We start from the raw sequence: 19,923 nt of genomic DNA on the forward strand, positions 1-19,923 counted from the left end.
GCCGGGGCCCGGGGGGTCCGGCGGTTGACACAACGTCCGAACAACGCGTTTCGGCTGGACAGATCACGCGTTGTCACGTGTCGCGGCGGCTTGGATGCTCGGACCGGAGCTGAGCCAGACAACCAGACCTCGTCGTACGGCCGGGAGACACCATGACCGCACTGTCGCCGCACCTTCGCCAGGCCACGCCCGTCGTGGCGGCCCGGGGCGAGGGCGTCCACCTCTACGGTGAGGACGGCCGCCGCTACCTCGATTTCACCGCCGGCATCGGCGTCACCAGCACCGGGCACTGTCACCCCAAGGTCGTGGCGGCGGCGCAGGAGCAGGTGGGCACGCTGATCCACGGCCAGTACACGACCGTGATGCACCAGCCGCTGCGCCGCCTGGTCGACAAGCTCGGCGAGGTACTGCCGGCCGGCCTGGACAGCCTGTTCTTCTCGAACTCCGGGAGCGAGGCCGTCGAGTCGGCGCTGCGGCTGGCCCGCCAGGCCACCGGCCGGCCGAACGTCATCGTCTGCCACGGCGGCTTCCACGGCCGCACGGTCGCCGCCGCCTCCATGACCACCTCCGGCATCCGCTTCCGGTCGGGGTTCTCGCCGCTGATGAGCGGCGTGGTCGTCACCCCGTTCCCGACGGCCTTCCGGTACGGCTGGGACGAGGAGACCGCCACCCGCTTCGCGCTGAAGGAGCTCGACTACACCCTCCAGACGATCTCGTCGCCCGCCGACACGGCAGCGATCATCGTCGAGCCGGTCCTCGGTGAGGGCGGCTACGTCCCCGCGAACCGCGCCTTCCTGGAAGGCCTGCGGGAACGGGCGGACCGGCACGGCTTCCTGCTGATCCTCGACGAGGTGCAGACCGGTGTCGGCCGCACCGGCCGCTTCTGGGGCCACGACCACTTCGGCGTCACCCCGGACATCCTCGTCACGGCCAAGGGTCTGGCCAGCGGCTTCCCACTCTCCGGCATCGCCGCCTCCGAGGAACTGATGACCAAGGCGTGGCCCGGCTCGCAGGGCGGCACGTACGGCGCCAACGCCGTCGCCTGCGCCGCCGCCTGCGCGACGCTCGACGTCGTGCGCGACGAGAAGCTCGTCGAGAACGCCGAGGCCATGGGCAAGCGGCTCCGCCAGGGCCTGGAGGCCGTGGCCGACCGGACCCCGGGCATCGGCGACGTCCGCGGCCTCGGCCTCATGCTCGCCACCGAGTTCGTCACCGAGGACGGCAGCCCCGACCCCGAGACCGCCGCCCGGGTGCAGCGCGCCGCGATCGACGAGGGCCTGCTCCTGCTGCTGTGCGGCGCCTCGAACCAGGTCGTCCGCATGATCCCGGCGCTCGTGATCGACGAGGCGGGTGTCGACGAGGGTCTCCAGGCCTGGGCGAACGCGGTCGAGTCCGGCACGTCGGGAGCCGGAGACCGATGACCACCGCCACCCGCGACCCGGCGGGTCTCACGGCGCGCCTCGCCGAGCTCGCGCCCGGTCTGCGGGTGGAGGCCGGCCCCGGAGCCACCGGCGCCTACGCCTACGACGCGTCCAACTACCGTGTGCCGCCGCGGGCGGTGGTCTTCCCGCGCACCGCCGACGATGTGGTCGCGGTGCTGCGGGCCTGCCGTGAGGCGGGTGTGCCGGTCACGGCCCGGGGCGGCGGCACGAGCATGGCGGGAAACGCCGTCGGGCCGGGTGCGGTCCTGGACTTCTCCCGGTACATGAACCGGATCCTGGACATCGACCCCCAGGCGCGTACCGCCCGGGTCGAGGCCGGTGTGGTCCTGGACGCCCTGCGCGGCGCGACCGCGTTGCACGGGCTGGACTTCGGGCCGGATCCGTCCTCGCACAGCCGCTGCACGCTGGGCGGGATGATCGGCAACGACGCGTGCGGCAACCGGTCGGTGCGCGACGGGCGTACCAGCGGCCATGTCGTGGCGCTGGAGATCGTGACGGCCGACGGCGTGCGGGCCGTGGCCGATCACGCGGGGCTGCACCCGGTCGACCCGGCGGATGTCGAGCTCGTCGCCCGTCTCGAGGCGGATCTCAAGCGCCTGGTGGAGGAGAATCTGGCGCCGATCCGCACCGAGCTGGGGCGTATCCCGCGTCAGGTCTCGGGCTACCAGCTCCACCACCTCCTGCCGGAGAACGGCTTCGGCGTGGCCCGCGCCCTGGTGGGCACCGAAGGCACCTGTGCGGTCGTCACCGCCGCGACGGTCCGCCTGGTGGCGACCGCACAGGCATCCACACTCCTCACCCTCGGCTACGACGACGTGGTCGAGGCGGCCGAGGACGTGCCGGAGATCCTGCGCTTCGCGCCGAGCGCCGTGGAGGGCATGGACGAGGCGATCGTCGCCACCATGCGCGCCCGCCGGGGCGCGGACTCCGTGACGGGCCTGCCCGAGGGCCGGGCCTGGCTGTACGTCGAGCTCGAAGGCGACGACCAGAGCGTGGTCGACGCGCGGGCCGCCGAGCTGCTGGATGCCCTCAAGGCGCAGGGCCGGCTTACCGGGGGCCGGATCGTGGAGAGCCCGGCGGAGCGCCGCTCGCTGTGGCGGGTGCGTGAGGACGGGGCCGGGCTCGCGGCGCGGCTGGTGGACGGCGGGGAGTCCTGGCCCGGGTGGGAGGACGCGGCCGTCGCCCCGGAGGACCTGGCCGGCTACCTGCGCGACTTCCGCAAGCTGCTCGTCTCGCACCAGCTGACCGGTGTGCTGTACGGGCACTTCGGCGCCGGCTGTGTGCATGTGCGCATCGATTTCGACACGGCCACCGATACCGGCCGGACGGTCATGCGCCGCTTCGTCACCGAGGCCGCCGCCCTGGTCGTCGAGCACGGCGGCACCCTGTCCGGTGAACACGGTGACGGACGCGCCCGCAGTGAGCTGCTGCAGGTGATGTACAGCCACCGCATGATCGCCGCGTTCGCCGCCTTCAAGAAGGTCTTCGACCCCGACGGGCTGCTCAACCCCGGTGTCATCATCGACCCGGCCCCCCTCGACAGTGACTTCGCGCTGCGTGAACTGCCGTTGCTGGACACGACGTTCGGCTTCCCGCACGACGAGGACGGCTTCGTCGGCGCGGTACGCCGGTGTGTCGGTGTCGGCCGCTGCCGCTCGGACGCGGGCGGGGTGATGTGCCCCAGCTACCGGGCCACGGGCGAGGAGAACGACTCCACCCGCGGCCGGGCCCGCATGCTCCAGGAGATGGTGCGCGGCGAGGCCGTCACCGACGGCTGGCGCTCGACCGAAGTACGCGACGCGCTGGATCTGTGCCTGTCGTGCAAGGCCTGCTCCAGCGACTGCCCGGTCGGCGTCGACATGGCCACCTACAAGGCGGAGTTCCTCCACCAGCACTACAAGGGCCGCCTGCGCCCCCGCTCCCACTACTCGCTGGGCTGGCTGCCCCTGACCTCGGCGCTGGCCGGGTTCGTGGCCCGGCCGGTCAACCTCGTGCTGCGCGGGCCGGTCGGGAAGCTGCTGGCCCGCCTGGGCGGAGTGACGACCAGGCGCAGGATCCCCGCCTTCACCTCCCGGCGCGCCCTGCGCAGGACCCTCCGTGCGGCGAAGCCCTCAGGACCCGCCAAGGCGATCCTCTTCGTCGACAGCTTCACCCGCGCCTTCCGTCCCCAGGTCGCGGGAGCGGCGAGCCGCGTGCTCGCCGACGCCGGCATCCCCTGCACACCGCAGGACGGCCTGTGCTGCGGACTGACCTGGGTCAGCACCGGCCAGCTGTCCACGGCCCGCAGGATCATGGCCCGCACCGTCGCCGCCCTGGACAACGGCGACGACCGGCCGATCATCGTGGCCGAACCCAGCTGCGCCGCCGCCCTCAGGCGCGACGTGCCGGAACTCCTCGGGACCGAGGCCGCGCAGCGGGTGGCGGACCGTGTGCGGACCTTCACCGGGGCGCTCACCGACCTGGCCGACCAGAACTGGACCCCGCCGCCCCTGCCCGAGAACGTCGTGCTGCAGACCCATTGCCACGAGTACGCCACCTTCAAGGGCCACCGCCCCGCCGACCTGCTGCGCCGCCTGGGCGTGCGGGCGGTCGACGAGGCGGAGGGGTGCTGCGGCCTGGCCGGCAACTTCGGCTTCGAGGCCCAGCACTACGACACCTCCGTCGCTGTCGCCGATCTGGCCCTCAAGCCCCGCCTCGATGAACTCGGCGGACGACCCGTCGTCGCCGACGGCTTCAGCTGCGCCACCCAGATCGACCACCTCGCCGGCGACCGCGGCATCCGGGCCCGGCACCTCGCCGAACTCCTCGACCCCGCCGCCGATCAACCAGGAGAAACGACATGACCGAGGTACTGACTCAGTTGTTCATCGGCGGTGCCTGGACGGACGCCGCGGACGGTGCCACGATGCCCGTCGACGACCCCGCCACCGGTGAGATCCTCTGTCACGTCGCCGACGCCGGCCCGAAGGACGCCCGGCTCGCCGAGGAGGCCGCCGTCCAGGCCCAGCAGGACTGGGCGCGTACGGCACCCCGGGCGCGCAGTGAGATCCTGCGCCGCGCCTACGAGCTCATCCTGGAACGCACCGACGAGCTCGCCCACCTCATGACGTCCGAGATGGGCAAGCCGCTCGCCGAGGCCAGGGGAGAGGTGGCGTACGCCGCCGAGTTCTTCCGCTGGTTCTCCGAGGAGGCCGTCCGGATCGACGGCGGCTGCGGCACCCTGCCCGACGGCCGCAACCGCATGCTGCTCTCCCGCCGCCCGGTCGGCCCCTGCCTGCTGGTCACGCCGTGGAACTTCCCGCTGGCCATGGGCACCCGCAAGATCGGCCCCGCGATCGCCGCCGGCTGCACCATGATCCTCAAGCCCGCCCCGCAGACCCCGCTCTCCAGCCTCGCGCTGGCCGGGATCCTCAAGGAGGCGGGCCTGCCGGACGGTGTGCTGAACGTCGTCACCACCTCCCGCGCCGGCGAGGTGTGCGAGCCGCTGTTGCGCGGCGGCCGGATCCGCAAGCTCTCCTTCACCGGCTCGACGGGCGTCGGACGGCTGCTGCTCGCCCAGTGCGCCGACACTGTCGTGCGGACGTCGATGGAACTGGGCGGCAACGCACCGTTCATCGTCTTCGACGACGCCGACCTGGACGTGGCGGTGGACGCGGCGATGGTCGCCAAGATGCGGAACATGGGCGAGGCCTGCACGGCCGCGAACCGCTTCTTCGTCCACCGGTCGGTGGTTGAGGAGTTCGGGCGGCGGCTCGCCGAGCGGATGGGCGCGCTCGTGGTGGGCCCCGGCACCCGCAGCGGTGTCGACGTGGGCCCGCTGATCGACGCCAACGGACGCGCCAAGGTGGAGGAACTCGTCGCCGACGCGGTGGAGCGCGGCGCCGAGGTGCTCGTCGGCGGACGTACGCCCGAAGGGCCCGGCAACTTCTATCCGCCGACCGTACTGGCCGGCGTCGACCCCGGCAGCCGCCTGATGGACACCGAGATCTTCGGCCCGGTCGCTGCGATCCTCACCTTCGACGACGAGGACGAGGTCCTGCGCCGCGCCAACGACACGCCCTGGGGTCTCGTCGGTTACGTGTTCACCCAGGGCCTGGACCGCGGGCTGCGGGTCAGCGAAGGCCTGGAGGTGGGCATGGTCGGCCTGAACACCGGCCTCGTCTCCAACCCGGCGGCTCCGTTCGGCGGGGTCAAGCAGTCCGGGCTCGGACGCGAGGGCGGCCGGGTGGGGATCGACGAGTTCCTGGAGTACCAGTACGTGGCGGTGCCCGTGCGATGACGCCGGGACCTGTGCCGTGACACGGCATCCACATGAAGGCATGAATGAGTCTTCATGTGTTCCTGTATGGTGAGGGGCGCCGACGCGCCCCCGCCAGAAGGACCCCCTGATGACCTCCACGCTCGCGCCTCAGCCGGTCGAACGGCCGAAGCCCGCACGCACCGGGACGGTGGCCCGGCGGCGTACCCGCGTCCTCGCACTCCCCGAGGCACGCTGGGCCGCCGCGGCCACGGTCCTCTTCCTGCTCGCCCTGCCCTTGCAGCTGACCGGCGCCCCGGCCTGGGCCTGGGGGCCGCTGTACGCCCTGGCGTACGCCACGGGCGGCTGGGAACCGGGCTGGGAGGGGCTCAAGGCGCTGAAGGAGCGCACCCTCGACGTCGACCTGCTGATGGTCGTGGCCGCCCTCGGCGCGGCCGCGATCGGGCAGGTCATGGACGGCGCCCTGCTCATCGTCATCTTCGCCACCTCCGGCGCGCTGGAGGCCCTGGCCACGGCCCGCACCGCCGACTCCGTCCGCGGCCTGCTCGACCTTGCCCCCGCCACGGCCACCCGGCTCAGCCCCGACGGCGGTGAACAGGCCGTATCCGTCGAGGAGCTGGCGGTCGGTGACACCGTCCTCGTACGCCCCGGGGAGCGCGTCGGCGCCGACGGCCGGGTGCTGGACGGGGCGAGCGAGGTGGACCAGGCGACCATCACCGGCGAGCCGCTGCCCGTGCCCAAGGAGCCGGGCGACGAGGTCTTCGCCGGCACCCTCAACGGCACCGGCGCACTCCGGATCCGGGTGGAGCGCGACGCCTCCGACTCGGTGATCGCCCGGATCGTGCGCATGGTCCAGGAGGCCTCCGAGACCAAGGCACCCACGCAGCTGTTCATCGAGAAGGTCGAACAGCGCTACTCACTCGGCATGGTGGCCGCGACCCTCGCCGTCTTCCTGGTGCCGATCGCCTTCGGCGCACAGCTCACCGACGCACTGCTGCGCGCCATGACCTTCATGATCGTCGCCTCCCCGTGCGCGGTCGTGCTGGCCACCATGCCGCCGCTGCTGTCGGCCATCGCCAACGCCGGACGGCACGGCGTGCTCGTGAAGTCGGCCGTGGTGATGGAGCGGCTCGGCCAGGTGGACGCGGTCGCCCTGGACAAGACCGGCACGCTCACGGAGGGGAGCCCGCGGGTCACGGACGTCCGGCCGCTGCCCGGATCCGCCCTGGACGAGGACGCGCTGCTGACGCTGGCGGCCGCCGCCGAGCGGCCCAGCGAACACCCGCTGGCCCGGGCGGTGGTGGAAGCGGCCCGCGACCGTGGCCTCGACCTGCCGGGCGCGCGGGACTTCACCTCCGCACCCGGCGTCGGCGTCACCGCCGTCGTCGACGGCCGCACGGTCGCGGTGGGCGCACCCGCCCGGCTGCTGGACGACACCCCCGGTGCCGCCGCGGAACTCGAGGAGTCCGGCCGGACCGCCGTCCTGGTCGTCGTCGACGGCACCCCCGCCGGACTGCTCGGCATCGCCGACCGGCTGCGCCCGGACGCCGCCGCCACGGTCACCTCCCTCGCCGCACTCACCGGCACCGCCCCGGTGCTCCTCACCGGCGACAACCCCCGCGCCGCGGCCCGCCTCGCCGCCGAGGCCGGCATCGACGACGTGCGCGCCGGGCTGCTGCCGCAGGACAAGCTGGCCGCCGTCCAGGAGATGGAGAGCGCGGGCCGCAAGGTGCTGGTCGTCGGGGACGGCGTCAACGACGCACCCGCCCTGGCCGCCGCGCACACCGGGATCGCCATGGGCAGGGCCGGGTCCGACCTGGCCCTGGAGACCGCGGACGCCGTCATCGTGCGCGACGAACTCGCCGCGGTCCCCGCCACCGTCGCCCTGTCCCGCCGGGCGCGCGGGCTGGTCGTGCAGAACCTCGTCATCGCCGGGGTGTTCATCGCCGGACTCGTCGTCTGGGACCTGGCCGGTGACCTGCCGCTGCCGCTGGGCGTCGCGGGCCACGAGGGCTCCACGGTCCTGGTCGGCCTGAACGGACTGCGGCTGCTGAGGGAAGGGGCCTGGCAGCGGGCCACCGCCGAGGGAAACGGCTGACCAACGCCCCTCAGCGCACCGGTGCGGGACCGCTGCTGGCCCGCACCACGAGATCCACGGGGACGAGGGTGCCGACGCCGGGACGCTCGGCCGGGCCCTCGATCCGGTCGAGGAGCAGTCGCAGCGAACGGGTGCCGATCTCCGCGAAGTCGGTGCGGACGGTGGTCAGCGGGGGCAGGAAATGTGCGGCCTCGGGGATGTCGTCGTAGCCGACGACGCTGACGTCCCCGGGAACGGGCCGCCCGGACTCGTGCAGGGCGTGCAGCACACCCAGCGCCATCTGGTCGTTGGAGACGAACACCGCCGTCACGTCGGGGCGCCGGGCCAGCGAACGGCCCAGGTCGTAGCCGGATCCGGCGCTCCAGTCCCCGACGAGGGGGGCCGGCACGGCGGCACCGGCGGCCCGGAGCGTCGCCTGCCAGCTCGCCAGCCGGTGGTCGGCCGAGGTCCAGCCGGTAGGACCGGCGATGTGCCACACGGTGGGGTGTCCGAGGCCGAGGAGGTGCTCGGTGGCCTTGCGGGCGCCGGTGCGCGAGTCGCCGGTGATCAGGGGAGTTTCCTCGTCGAGCGCGCTCTCCAGCACCACCAGGGGAGTACCCAGACCGGACGTCTCGGCCAGAGCCCGCCCCACCCACAGCTGCGGCGCGATCGCGATCACCCCGTCCGCGCCCTCGGCCGACAGCCGGTCGACGGCCTCGACGACGGTGTCGTGGTCGGCGGTGTCGAGGGCGATGGAGCTGACGAGGTAACCGGCCTCCTGGGCCGCCGTGTTGATCGCGGTCAGGATCGAGGCGGGCCCGTAGCGGGCGGCGTCGAAGGAGATGACCCCGAGCATCCGGGTCCTGCCACTGGCCAGGGACCGCGCACTGCGGCTGGGCCGGTAGCCGAGCGTGCGCATGGCCTCCAGGACCGCCTCGCGTGTCTCGCGGCGGACGGCCGGATGGTCGTTCAGCACCCGTGAGACGGTCTGCTTGGAGACCCCGGCCATCCGGGCCACGTCGGCCATCACCGGCCGCGCTCCCGCGAAGTTGCGCCTGCTGCGGCCCTTGGGCCCGGGGCCGTCGGGGGCGCTCGGTGTCATGGCGGGTGATCCTCGGCGTCGGTACGGCGGTCCTGGCGGCGGTCCTGAACCCGCCCGGCAGGAGCACAGCATAGGCCGGATGGTGCGCCCGGGCGTCTTCAGCCGCTGCGGACCGTCCAGCGTCGCGTGACCACCCACGTGGCGTCCAGCACCCGCGCCTCCCGCCAGGTGTCATCCGGCTGCCCCGGCACGTGCACCGGCGCGTCCGGGGCGAGCGGCAGCACCTTCAGCCGCAGGCCCTCCGCGCGCAGCGCCCGGCCCGGCAGCCGGTCCAGCCCGATGTCCCAGACCCGCCCCGACCAGAACTGGTCGGCGACCAGGGCGTCTCCCACGTAGGCCCGTGCCAGGTCCCCCGTCCAGCGCAGCCGCAACAGCACACCCGAGGGGCTCCGAAGCAGGTCCTCCGGTACGTCGACCCGGTACTCGGCGGCCGCCGCGTCCACGTCCTTCTCGCCCGGCACACTCGCCCGGCCCTGTATGCCGGTCACCGGCTCGGGCGGCGGGCCGCCGGGCCTGACGGACGTCACGGTCGCGACGGTGCCCGCCGGCGGCCCGGCGTCGAGGGTGTAGCGCGTGAACACACCGTCGGCCGCCTCCCGTACCCGGGCTCCCTCCACCACCAGGGCGGAATCCGGTGCGGGCAGCACCGCGAACGAGGGCTCGACGGCCGGGCTGTGCAGCCGCACCTCGCCGCGGTGCTCGTCGAAGACGACACCGTCCCCGCACAGCACCAGCCGTTCGGCACCCCACGCCCGGCCCCGGTAGACGGTCCGGGCCGTCGCCGCGTCCAGGACGAGCAGGCCGACGCGTGAACCGTCGGCCGCCTCCACCTCGACCAGGGCGTCGGTGCCCGGCCGCACTCCGCTGACCAGGACCCGCCCGCCGACCGGCGTGATCTCCCCGGACGGCGCGGCGACGGACGTCACCGTGTCGGCGTCCAGGGCGAGTTCGGGGGCGATGCCGTCCGTCGCGGACAGCACCAGGACCGTACGGCCGTCCGCCTCGACGGTGCACACGGGCTGCGCAGTGGCCCACTCCAGCCGCAGTCCGGCCACGTCCAGCCGGAGCGGCCAGCAGAAGTACGCGCCGGAGGGGACGGTGACGGGAGTGCTCGGCAGCGTCAGCGGGGGCGCGAGAGGGAAGTCGATCGTGAAGGCCGTGTCCGGGTGGTCCGGCAGCGGCTCGTGCGGCTGGTGGTTGGTCACGAACAGGAAGCCGCAACTGCCGTCGGTCCGCACGGCCCAGCGCAGGGTGTCCCGGTCGTGCTGCCCGGCCGGCGACTGCTCGGGCAGCACGGACCGCATGGGCGCGATCCGGTGCCCCAGCTCCGCCAGCAGCAGGTGCTGGAGGCGCAGTTCGTGGTAGGAGGGCCGCACCTGCCCGTACTCGCCGAGCGGGGCCTGGAAGTCGTAGGTCAGGACGGGCAGGTCGTTGGGGTAGCCGGTGGCGTGCGACTCCTGCAGGGAGGTCAGCTCGCCGGCCGGGTTCGTGCCGCCGTGGAACATGTAGTAGCCCTGCCACACCGACCCGCAGCCGACCTTGGTCAGCCCGAGGGCCCCGACATCGGCGGCGTCAACCCTCGGCCGCCGGTGATAGGCCGCCGCCATGCCGCCGCCCAGCTCGCAGGTGGCCCAGGGGAAGCGGTCCGTCGGAGCCGGGCCGGCCCCGCGCACGGACGTGGGCCGCAGATCGGCGCCGATGCCCTCGTCGTCGCGCTCGTGGGTGAAGAAGAAGTGCTTGCGGCAGGTGTCGGGCCAGCCGCCGTCGGCCGCCGTCCAGAACGCCTCGGAGTAGCCGCCGTACAGCGGGAGCAGGTCCTCGCCCGGGAGCCTGACCCCGCCCCAGGCGGTCGACGTCCACAGCGGCGCGCTCAGCCCGGCCTCCTGGGCGAGCCGTTTGAGCGTGCGCAGATGGCCCGGTCGGTCGTACAGCTCGTTCTCGACCTGGATGGCGACGATCGGGCCGCCGTGCGCCCGCTCCAGGCCCCTCAGCTGCCCCGCGATCTGTGAGAACCAGGTGCGGACGGGGCCCAGATAGGCCGGGTCGTCGGTGCGCGGTGCGCGGGCGCGGGTCAGGAGCCAGTCGGGCAGGCCGCCGTTGCGGACCTCGGCGTGGGACCAGGGGCCGATCCGGGGGATGAAGTCCAGGCCGTGGCGGGCACAGAGCTCGGCGAAGCGCCTGAGGTCGCGGTCGCCGTCGAAGCGGACCCGGCCCTCGGCCTCCTCGTGGTGGATCCAGATGACGTAGGAGGCGACGGCGGTCACCCCGCCCGCCTTCATCTTCAGCAGCTCCTCCTCCCATTGCCCGTTCGCGTAGCGGGAGTAGTGGAACTCGCCGGACACCGGAAACCAGGGGCGGCCGCCCCTGGTGAGCCATCGGCTGGTGACCTCGATCGGGTCGGGCACGCCCGGCGCGTCCGTGAAGGGCAGGTGGCCGGTCAGCGGGGGAGCGGCGGGCGGGGGCACGCGCAGGAGATGCGTCACCAGGTGTTCTCCGGGCCGAGGTCGGGGGTGTCGGTGAGCAGGGCACCGGTGGCGGTGGAGCCCTGCAGCTCCAGCAGGACGAGGTCGTTGGAGCCCGGACGCAGCACCGGCGCGGGGACGTACAGCGTGCGCTGCGGGCCGCGGTTCCAGTAGCGGCCCAGGTGGAAGCCGTTGACCCAGGCCTGTCCCTTCGACCAGCCGGGCAGGGAGAGGAAGGCGTCGGCGGGTGTGCCGACGTCGAAGGTGCCGCGGTGGAAGGCCGGCACGGTGAGCGGCGCGTCACCGGCCGGGGCGAACGGCACCGCGTCCAGGTCGCCGAGCGGCAGCGGGCGGCAGTCCCAGCCCGTCAGGTCCGTGCCGTTGAAGGAGACCGGTCCGAGCAGTCCCTTGGGCGCTCCGATGCGGGGGCCGTAGTTGACGCCGCCCATGTTCTCGACGAAGACCTCCAGCGTCGCACCGGGACGCGGCACGCGCACGGGCAGCGACTCGTCGTGGCGTTCGCTCTCCAGTACGCCGACGGGCGCGCCGTCGACGAAGACCTGGGCGCGGTCGCCCACCCCGCGGGCGAAGTGCAGCAGCCCGTCGCCGTCGGCCGGGAGGGTGGTGCGGTAGAGGGCGTAGCCGGTGCGCTGCCCGAGCTCGTCCATGGTCACGGGCACGTCGGTGCGCACGGCTGCGGCGAGCGAGCCGGCCAGGGGCAGGAGAGCTGCCCGGCTGTCCAACTCAACAGCTTTGGGCGGGAGTTTGGGGCCCGGCCCCGGGACGGGTTCGTCCGGCACGGTGGCATGGCGGGCGATGACCTCGCGGAAGGCGTGGTACTTCGGGCCCGGGTCGCCGCACTCGGTGAGGGCGGCGTCGTAGTCGTAGGACGTGACGGTGGGCGTGTAGGCGTGCTTGTGGTTGGCGCCGTTGGCGAAGCCGAAGTTGGTACCGCCGTGGAACATGTAGATGTTGACGGAGGCCCCGGCGGACAGCAGCCGGTCCAGGTCGGCGGCGGCGTCGGCCGCGTCCCGCACGTGGTGCGGACCGCCCCAGTGGTCGAACCAGCCGATCCAGAACTCGGCGCAGAACAGCGGTCCTTCGGGGCGGTGCTCGCGCAGCCGCTCCAGGGACCGCTCGACGCGGCTGCCGAAGGTCGCGGTCGCCAGGACGCCGGGCAGGCCTCCGGCGGCGAGATGCCCGGGGTCGGCCTGATCGCAGGTGAACAGCAGCTCCTCGACGCCACGGGCCCTGAAGGCCTCGGCGAGGTGCTTCAGATAGGCGCTGTCGTCGCCGTAGGCCCCGTACTCGTTCTCCACCTGCACGCCGATGACGGGACCGCCCGCCGCGGCCAGGTGCGGCCGGAGCGCGGGCAGCAGGAGGTCGAGGTAGCGGTCGACGGCGCCGGTGAAGCGGGGATCGCTGGTGCGCAGCCGGATGTCCGGGTCGCAGGTCAGCCAGTCGGGCAGGCCGCCGCCGTCCCACTCGGCGCAGATGAAAGGCCCGGGACGCAGCAGCACCCGCAGCCCCTCGTCCTGGGCGAGCCGCAGGAAACGGGGCAGGTCGAGGAAGCCGTCGAGGGCCAGGGGGCCCTCGGGCTCGGGCTGGTGGTGGTTCCAGGGAATGTACGTCTCCACCGTGTTGAGGCCCATCAGCCGCGCCTTGCGCAGCCGGTCGGACCACAGTCCGGGGTGGACGCGGAAGTAGTGCAGCGCGCCGGAGATGATCCGGAACGGCTCGCCGTGCAGCAGGAATCCGTCGGGCGTGGTCGTCAGGGCAGGCATGCGGAGCTTCCCTTCGGGACAGAGGAGTGGAGTCAGCGGGAGCGGGTGGCACGGATCAGCCAGAGCGTGGCGGCCAGGCAGAGGGCCGAGACACCGCACAGCAGGAGCGGCACGGCGCGGACCCCGGACCACTCGATGGCCTTGCCCAGGGCCGGCCCCGCGGCGACACCGCCGGCCATGGAGGCAGCGATGACCAGGGCACCGGCCCTGCGGGCCCGCGGGGCGGCGCGGTTCAGCCAGGGCAGCCCGGTGGGAAAGATCGGCGCGATGAACAGACCGACACCGGCGTACGCGTAGGGCGCGAGGGCCGGGACCGTCGCGGCCAGCAGACACACCGTCATGCCGGCGCACGAGACGGTGATGATGGCCTGGGCGGAGAAGCGCAGCGCGAGCGGGGCGACCAGGAAGCGGCCGACGGTCATCATCAGCCAGTACACGGAGGTGGCGGTCGCGGCGACGCCCGCGCCGTAGCCGACGGTCTCCAGATGCGTGGGCTCCCAGCCTCCGACACCGGCCTCGATGCCGACGTGCAGCACGTAGAGGACCACGAAGACGGCGAGCACCGAGCCGAGGCTCCGCCCGAGGACGGCCTCGCCGCCGGCCCGTTCCCCGTCCGGTACGGGCACCTGGCTCCGTACCCCTCGCAGACACAGCACCAACGGCAGGTTGGCGAGCGCGAAGGCGAGGAAGACGGCCGGGTAGTGCTCGGAGCCGACCGTACCGATCACGGCGGGGCCCAGGATGGCGCCGATGCCGAAGTGGGCGTTGAGGATGTTGAGCATCGCCGTCGAACGGTGGCCGAAGCCCACGGCGAACAGCTGGTTGAGGCCGTAGTCGATACCGCCGAAGCCGAGCCCGGCGAGCAGGGCCGCCGCCAGGGCGGTGGGCCAGTCGGGCGCCAGCGCGAAGCCGGCGGCGCCGACGGCCATCAGCAGATACGAGCTGCCGAGGATCCGCCGGTTGCCGACCCGCCCGTAGAGCCGGTCGAACAGCAGCACACCGGCCACACCACCGACGAAGTGAGCACTCAGTCCCAGCCCCGCGGCGGAGGGCGACAGCCCGAACTCCGCGCGCAGCGCCGGGATCGCCGGCCCGTACAGGGCCTGCAACGCCCCGATGAGCACGAAGCCGGCACACGAGGCCACCACGGCGGCCCTGCTGAACACGGGGAAGGGCGGCGCGGGGGTGAGACGGGCAACGCGTTCTTCGATCACCAGGACTCCGAAGGACGGGCCACCGGGTGGGTGGGCGAGGGCACGGGCGCGTACGTCTGGATCAGAGAGGAATGTTACCGGTAACATCAACCGTTCCGACAGCCCCCGGCAGCCCAGGCTTCCCCGGCGGCCCGGTATCCCCCGGCTCGCCACGAGATCTCCCCCGGGCTCCCACGAACCCCGGAGATCCATCAGGGTTGCTCCGGTCCCGTTCGGGTACGCGAGCAGGACCGTTCCCGGGGCGGATCATGCCCCGGGCGGGCCGTACGACCGCCGCTACCAGGGAATCTGCCATGGAGACACCCGCAAACGACCCCACGCCCACGCCCGCCCAGCGGGCTCTGGACGTCCTCTCCGACAACACCGAGGACACGGCGGCTCTGGACGCGCTCGCCAACAGCGACGTGCTCATCCCCGTGCCCGACGACGCGAACGACTCGGACGCCGCCAACCCCTCGGCGGTGGCGCTGCCGGTGCTGGAGCAGCCGGGCGGCGAACCGGTGGTGCCCGTGTTCACCTCCGAGGTGGAGATGGCCGGGCTGCTGCCGTTCGTCTCCCGCTACCGCCTGGTGCCCCTAGGGGCTCTCGCCGCGCAGTGGCCGGCCGACGACCTGTCGCTCACCATCGACGGCAGTTCGGAGCACCGCCTGACGCTGACCTCGGAGGGGGTGCGCACCCTGCTGGCCCGGTAGGTCGTGTCCACTGCTCCCGTCGTCCGCCCGGAGGGCGGGCCCCGCGGCCTCCGGTGCGGCGAGTGTGTGCCAGGCGGGGACTTTCGCGGACGCGCGGGCCTAGGAGGGCGACCGGCGTGATCCGGGGCTGGGCGGCTCCTCGCCCAGTGCCCGGGTCAGTGCTGCCCGCTGCAGCGGCAGCACCTCGGCGTGCAGGCCACGGCCCTTGGCCGTCAGGGCGACCCACACGCCCCGGCGGTCCTCCGCGCACACCGACCGCGCCACCAGCCCGTCCTTCTCCAGCCGGGCGATCAGCCGCGACAGCGCGCTCTGACTGAGGTGGACCCGCCCCACGAGGTTCTGCACGCGGCACTGCTCGCCCTCCCCGGGCGCTGCGGTCGCGAGCATGTCCAGGACCTCGAAGTCGGACGCGCCGAGGCCGTGCGGATGCAGCGCCCGGTCGATCTCGCACATGGTGCGCGCGTGCGCCGACAGGATGCCCCGCCACCGGTCCTCGAGCTGCCCACCAGCCGTCTTCGCCGCCATACGGGAACGGTAACACCGGCGCACGGTTCCATGACCGTGCATGCATACGGGCTGCCGGTCCGTCCTCACGGCGTCACGTCGACTCCCGTTTCACCAGCTCCGTCGGCAGGATCACCGCCGCCGGATCCTCGCCCCCGATCTGGGCCAGCAGCACCCGCACCATCTCGCTGCTGATGCGGTCCCAGGGCTGCCGGATGGTCGTCAGCTCGGGGCGGGCGGCCACCGCGGCCGGTGAATCGTCGAAACCTCCGACGGCCACGTCCTCGGGAACCCGCCGCCCGGCCCGGTGCAGGGCCGTGAGCACTCCCTGCGCCATGAGGTCGGAGGCGACGAACACCGCGTCGACGTCCGGCGCCCGCGCCAGCAGGTGTTCGGCGCCCGCATCGCCGCTCGCCCGGCTGTAGTCACCGGAGACGACCAGCCGCTCGTCGAACTCCAGGCCCGCCTCCGCCAGCACCTCCTTGTAGCCGGCGAGGCGCTCGACGCCGCCGGGTGTGTCCAGGGGGCCGGTCACCGTGCCCACCCTGCGCCGCCCGAGCGACAGCAGATGGCGCACCATGTCGCGGGCGCCGTCACGGTCGTCGGCGGCCACGTAACTCACCTTGGAGGCCAGCCCGATCGGCTTCCCGCACGCGACCAGGGGCACCCCCGCCTCGCGCAACTGCTCGGCGACGGGATCACCGGAGTGGCTGGAGACCAGCAGCACCCCGTCGACGTGCCCGGCGGTGATGTACCGCGTGATGCGCCGCCGTTCGTCCTCGGTGCCCGCCAGCATCAGCAGCAGCGGGATGTCGTGCGCGGCGAGCGCCTGGGTGCAGCCGCGGAGCAGGACATTGAAGTTGGGGTCCTCGAAGAACCTCTCCTGCGGCTCCGTGAGCAGGAAGCCGATCGAGTCGGACCGCCCGGTGATCAGGGAGCGGGCGTGCCGGTTGACGACGTAACCCGTTCTGCGGATGGCCGCGTTGACCGCCTCCTGGGCGGCCGGACTGACGTAGTGCCCGCCGTTCAGGACGCGCGAGACGGTACCGCGCGAGACGCCGGCCTCGCGTGCCACGTCATGGATCGTGGGCGGCCTGCGCCTGCCTCCCGCAGCGTTCATGGTCACGACTTTACGGCTCCCGAGAGCAGATCCAGGCTCCAGAACCGCTGGACGACCAGGAAGAGGGCGACCAGCGGGAGCACCGCCAGCAAGGCACCCGTGATCACCAGGGTGTACAGCGCGGGGGTGTTGGCGCCCTGCTCCAGCAACGTGAACAGGCCGAGCGTGATCGGGAACTTCTCGTCGTCGCTGAGCATGATGTACGGCAGCAGGAAGTTGTTCCAGATCGCCACGAACTGGAACAGGAAGACCGTCACCATCCCGGGGATCATCATCGGCAGGGCGACCCGCGTGAAGATCCGCCACTCGCTCGCCCCGTCCATCCGCCCGGCCTCGACCACGTCGGCGGGCACCGCGGCAGCGGCGTAGATCCGCGCGAGGTAGACGCCGTACGGCGAGAGGATCTGCGGCAGCAGGACGGACAGGTAGGAGTCGGTGAGGTCGGCCTTCGCCAGCAGCAGGTACTGGGGGACGGCCAGGATCACGGGCGGCATCAGCACCCCCGCGAGCAGCACGTTGAAGATCGTCTCGCGGCCGCGGAAACGGTAGGTCGCGAGGGCGTAGCCGCTGCACGCCGACACGCACGTCGACAGCAGCGCGCCGAGGCCGGCGTACAGCGCGGAGTTGCCCATCCACTGCCAGTACACGCCGTCGCGGTAGGCGTTGAGGTCCCGGAGGTTGCCGGCGAAGCCCGTGCCCGGCAGGAAGGTGAAGGTGGAGAACAGCTCCCGCCCGGACTTGGTGGCGGCGATGACCACCCAGGCGACCGGGAGCAGGCAGTAGAGCGCGCCCAGCAGCAGGGTGACCGTGGGGACCAGGGCGATCCGGCGGCGCAGCGGCGGGCGGTCCTGGGCGGTGCCGGGCGTGCTGCCCGCCACCGGCTCGGCCTGGGGGACGGTGAGGGAGCTCATCGGGCGGCCTCCTGCTTCTGACGACGGTTCGCGGCCCGGAGGAAGCCGAACGAGAGGAGGAGCGTGGCGAAGGCGATGATCACGGCCTGCGCCGCCGCCCCGTGGATGTCACCCTCGCCGAAGGCGTCCCGGTGCACCTTCATCAGCGGGCTCCACGTCGTGGACACGGAGTTGGTGAGCGGTTTGAGGGTGGTCGGTTCGTTGAACACCTGGAGTGTCGCGATGATCGAGAAGAAGAAGGTCAGCACCAGCGAGGGCGCCACCATCGGTATCTTGATCCGCAGCGCGATCTGCACCGGGGTCGCGCCGTCCAGCTTCGCCGCCTCGTACACCTCCGCCGGGATCGCCTGGAGCGCGGTGTAGATGACGATCATGTTGAAGCCCGTGCCGCCCCAGACCGCGATGTTCGACAGGGCCAGGAACAGCGGCCCGCCGTCCAGCAGGTCCGGCTGCGGCATCCCGAGCTTGTCGAGCACGAAGTAGAAGGGGCTCACGTCCGGCAGGTAGAGGAAGCCCCACAGCAGGGCCGCCACCACACCGGGGATGGCGTACGGCAGGAAGATCGCGAGCCGGGTGACGGGCGCGAACCGTACCTTCTCCGAGTCGAGCATCAGCGCGAACAGCAGGGCCAGGCCGAGCATGACCGGCACGACGATGCACCCGTAGCCGAGCACGCGCAGGGTGCCGTGCAGCAGTTCGCTGTCGGAGAGCGCGTCGGTGTAGTTCTCCGCACCGGCCCAGATCTCGCTGCGGGCGCCGGAGCCGAGACCGAGGCCCGAGACCCTCACCTTGCGGAAGCTGAGCCAGAGCGCGTAGCCGATGGGCAGGGCGAAGAACAGCGCGAACAGGAGCGTCGCGGGAACGAGGAAAAAATAGGGGGCGCTTCGCGCTCGTTTGAGGGTGGTGGTGGGAGACGGGTGGGCGTACGGGGCCCCTTTGACCCCGTACGACTGCCGGTTTGCCGTGCTTTTCACTCCGCGACCTCGAAGCCCTGCTTCTTCATGTCGGTGACGGTGTCGGCCTGCATCTCGTCCAGCGCGGCGCCGAAGTCCGACTTGCTCTTCGCCGCGGCGCCGAAGGCGTCCTTGAACGTGGTGTAGGCGACGTTCACATTCGGACCCCATGCGGACGGCGCGGTGGTCTCGGCGATGTCGGCGGCCTTGCTGTAGAAGTCGGCCTGGTTGGCGAAGTAGGCCGGGGGCTTGAGGAAGGCGCCGCTGGTCTGGGCGTTGGTGGCGGCCGGGTAGATGCCGCTCTCCTTCGCCAGCGCGTTCAGGGCCTTGCTGTCGGTGTTCAGCCAGGCGGCGAACTTCGCGGCGGCGGCCCGGTGCTCGGAGTCGGTGGTCACGGCGGTGGAGGAGCCGCCCCAGCTGCCGGTGCTGTTCTCGCTCGCGGACCACTGGGGGAGCGGAGCCATGGCCCACTTGCCCTTGGTGTCGGGCGCGGCCGTGGTCAGCGTGCCCGGCGCCCACACGGCGCTGACCCAGGCGATCTGCTTGCCGGTGTTGAGCGCCTTGTTCCAGGCGGGCGTGTACATCGGCTGGTTGTCGATGGCGCCCTCCTTCACCAGGCCGCCCCAGAACTTCGCGACCTTCTGCGTCGCCGCGTCGTTGATGGAGACCTTCCACTGGTCGCCGGACGTCGTCCACCACTTGGCGCCGGCCTGCTGGGCGAGGCCCGCGAAGAGGCCGGAGTCGTTGGCGGAGAAGGTGGTGAGGTCCTTGCCCGGCGCCGCCTTCTTCAGCTTGCGGGCGGTCTCGGCGAACTCGTCCCAGGTGGTCGGGACCGTCAGGCCGTACTCCTTGAACAGGTCCTCGCGGTAGTAGAACATCATCGGCCCGATGTCCTGGGGGACCGCGTAGACCGCGTCCGTGCCGAGGGTCGTCTGCTGCCAGACGCCTTCGGCGAACCTGCCCTCCGCATCGCCGACGTTCCCCGAGATGTCGGCGAGCGCGTCGTTGCTGACCAGTGTGGGCAGCGCCTGGTACTCCGCCTGCACCAGGTCGGGCGCCTTGCCCGCCTTGTGCGCGGTGAGGATCTTGGTGACCAGGGTGTCACCGGACGCCTGCTTCTTCACCGTGACGGTGATCCGGTCCTTCTTGCCCGGCCCCTTGTTCCACAGGTCCACGACCTTGTCCATGCCGGGCGTCCAGGTCCAGTACGTCAGCGAGGCCGGGCCCGATTCGGTCTCACTGTCCCCGGAGTCCGAGCCGCAGGCGGCGAGGGTGCTGGCGCCGAGGGCTATGGCGGCGGCGGTTCTCACGAGGCGGCGGCGCTTCGTGTACGGCATGGATCTCTCCCCTGACCTGGGGTCCTCGCCTGCTGCGAGGACCTGCCACGCTTCTGTGAGCGTTCAC

The 19,923-nt window shown here is 72.5% G+C and carries 14 protein-coding genes; 5 read left to right on the forward strand and 9 right to left on the reverse strand.

The features are described 5' to 3' along the window. Positions 1–152: 152 nt before the first annotated feature. The 4 genes from ACFY9S_RS34150 (at position 153) to ACFY9S_RS34165 (ending at position 7,798) form a co-directional block, all read left to right on the forward strand. Positions 153–1,421, forward strand: coding sequence for an aminotransferase class III-fold pyridoxal phosphate-dependent enzyme (locus tag ACFY9S_RS34150; RefSeq protein ID WP_391136370.1), 1,269 nt, complete (start codon positions 153–155; stop codon positions 1,419–1,421). Continuing rightward, entirely contained in the window at positions 1,418–4,285 is a 2,868-nt protein-coding gene (locus tag ACFY9S_RS34155; protein ID WP_391136372.1) for an FAD-linked oxidase C-terminal domain-containing protein, read from the forward strand. The genes ACFY9S_RS34150 and ACFY9S_RS34155 overlap by 4 nt, the downstream gene beginning before the upstream one ends. Then, a complete protein-coding gene (locus tag ACFY9S_RS34160) occupies positions 4,282–5,721 on the forward strand; it encodes an aldehyde dehydrogenase family protein (RefSeq protein WP_391136375.1) in 1,440 nt (479 codons plus the stop codon). Before ACFY9S_RS34155 ends, ACFY9S_RS34160 begins: the two co-directional genes overlap by 4 nt. A gap of 109 nt (positions 5,722–5,830) precedes the next feature. Next, positions 5,831–7,798 carry a heavy metal translocating P-type ATPase gene (locus ACFY9S_RS34165; RefSeq protein WP_391136379.1) on the forward strand — a complete coding sequence of 656 codons (1,968 nt, stop codon included), beginning with the start codon at positions 5,831–5,833 and terminating at the stop codon, positions 7,796–7,798. A 10-nt stretch (positions 7,799–7,808) separates the two neighbouring features. Here the strand turns inward: ACFY9S_RS34165 and ACFY9S_RS34170 are convergent, their stop codons facing one another. The 4 genes from ACFY9S_RS34170 to ACFY9S_RS34185 form a co-directional block, all read right to left on the reverse strand. Continuing rightward, positions 7,809–8,879 carry a substrate-binding domain-containing protein gene (locus ACFY9S_RS34170; RefSeq protein WP_391136381.1) on the reverse strand — a complete coding sequence of 357 codons (1,071 nt, stop codon included), beginning with the start codon at positions 8,877–8,879 and terminating at the stop codon, positions 7,809–7,811. Between the two features lie 98 nt (positions 8,880–8,977). Continuing rightward, on the reverse strand, positions 8,978–11,365 hold the full coding sequence (locus ACFY9S_RS34175) for a beta-galactosidase (protein WP_391136592.1): 2,388 nt from the start codon (positions 11,363–11,365) through the stop codon (positions 8,978–8,980). After that, entirely contained in the window at positions 11,359–13,125 is a 1,767-nt protein-coding gene (locus ACFY9S_RS34180) for a beta-galactosidase (RefSeq protein ID WP_391136384.1), read from the reverse strand. The genes ACFY9S_RS34175 and ACFY9S_RS34180 overlap by 7 nt, the downstream gene beginning before the upstream one ends. A gap of 32 nt (positions 13,126–13,157) precedes the next feature. Beyond that, a complete protein-coding gene (locus tag ACFY9S_RS34185; protein ID WP_391136595.1) occupies positions 13,158–14,291 on the reverse strand; it encodes an MFS transporter in 1,134 nt (377 codons plus the stop codon). A 341-nt stretch (positions 14,292–14,632) separates the two neighbouring features. Between ACFY9S_RS34185 and ACFY9S_RS34190 the strand changes: the two genes are divergently transcribed. Next, positions 14,633–15,031 (forward strand): SseB family protein, encoded by a 399-nt coding sequence (locus tag ACFY9S_RS34190; protein WP_102913177.1) that lies wholly within the window; start codon positions 14,633–14,635, stop codon positions 15,029–15,031. Between the two features lie 99 nt (positions 15,032–15,130). Here ACFY9S_RS34190 and ACFY9S_RS34195 read toward each other — a convergent pair whose 3' ends face one another. The 5 genes from ACFY9S_RS34195 to ACFY9S_RS34215 all read right to left on the reverse strand — a co-directional run bounded on the left by ACFY9S_RS34195 (position 15,131) and on the right by ACFY9S_RS34215 (position 19,856). After that, positions 15,131–15,556 (reverse strand): MarR family transcriptional regulator, encoded by a 426-nt coding sequence (locus ACFY9S_RS34195; protein WP_391136388.1) that lies wholly within the window; start codon positions 15,554–15,556, stop codon positions 15,131–15,133. A gap of 73 nt (positions 15,557–15,629) precedes the next feature. Continuing rightward, positions 15,630–16,661, reverse strand: coding sequence for a substrate-binding domain-containing protein (locus ACFY9S_RS34200; protein ID WP_391136390.1), 1,032 nt, complete (start codon positions 16,659–16,661; stop codon positions 15,630–15,632). Next, complete coding sequence (locus ACFY9S_RS34205; protein ID WP_391136393.1) at positions 16,658–17,566, reverse strand: ABC transporter permease subunit; 909 nt, start codon at positions 17,564–17,566, stop codon at positions 16,658–16,660. Before ACFY9S_RS34205 ends, ACFY9S_RS34200 begins: the two co-directional genes overlap by 4 nt. Beyond that, positions 17,563–18,540 carry an ABC transporter permease subunit gene (locus tag ACFY9S_RS34210; RefSeq protein ID WP_391136396.1) on the reverse strand — a complete coding sequence of 326 codons (978 nt, stop codon included), beginning with the start codon at positions 18,538–18,540 and terminating at the stop codon, positions 17,563–17,565. The genes ACFY9S_RS34205 and ACFY9S_RS34210 overlap by 4 nt, the downstream gene beginning before the upstream one ends. Next, positions 18,537–19,856: an extracellular solute-binding protein gene (locus ACFY9S_RS34215; RefSeq protein ID WP_391136399.1), complete on the reverse strand. Its 1,320-nt coding sequence runs from the start codon at positions 19,854–19,856 to the stop codon at positions 18,537–18,539. The genes ACFY9S_RS34210 and ACFY9S_RS34215 overlap by 4 nt, the downstream gene beginning before the upstream one ends. Between the last annotated feature and the right edge of the window lie 67 nt (positions 19,857–19,923).

Source organism: Streptomyces sp. NPDC012474 (assembly GCF_042955185.1).
GTDB lineage: Bacteria > Actinomycetota > Actinomycetes > Streptomycetales > Streptomycetaceae > Streptomyces > Streptomyces cahuitamycinicus.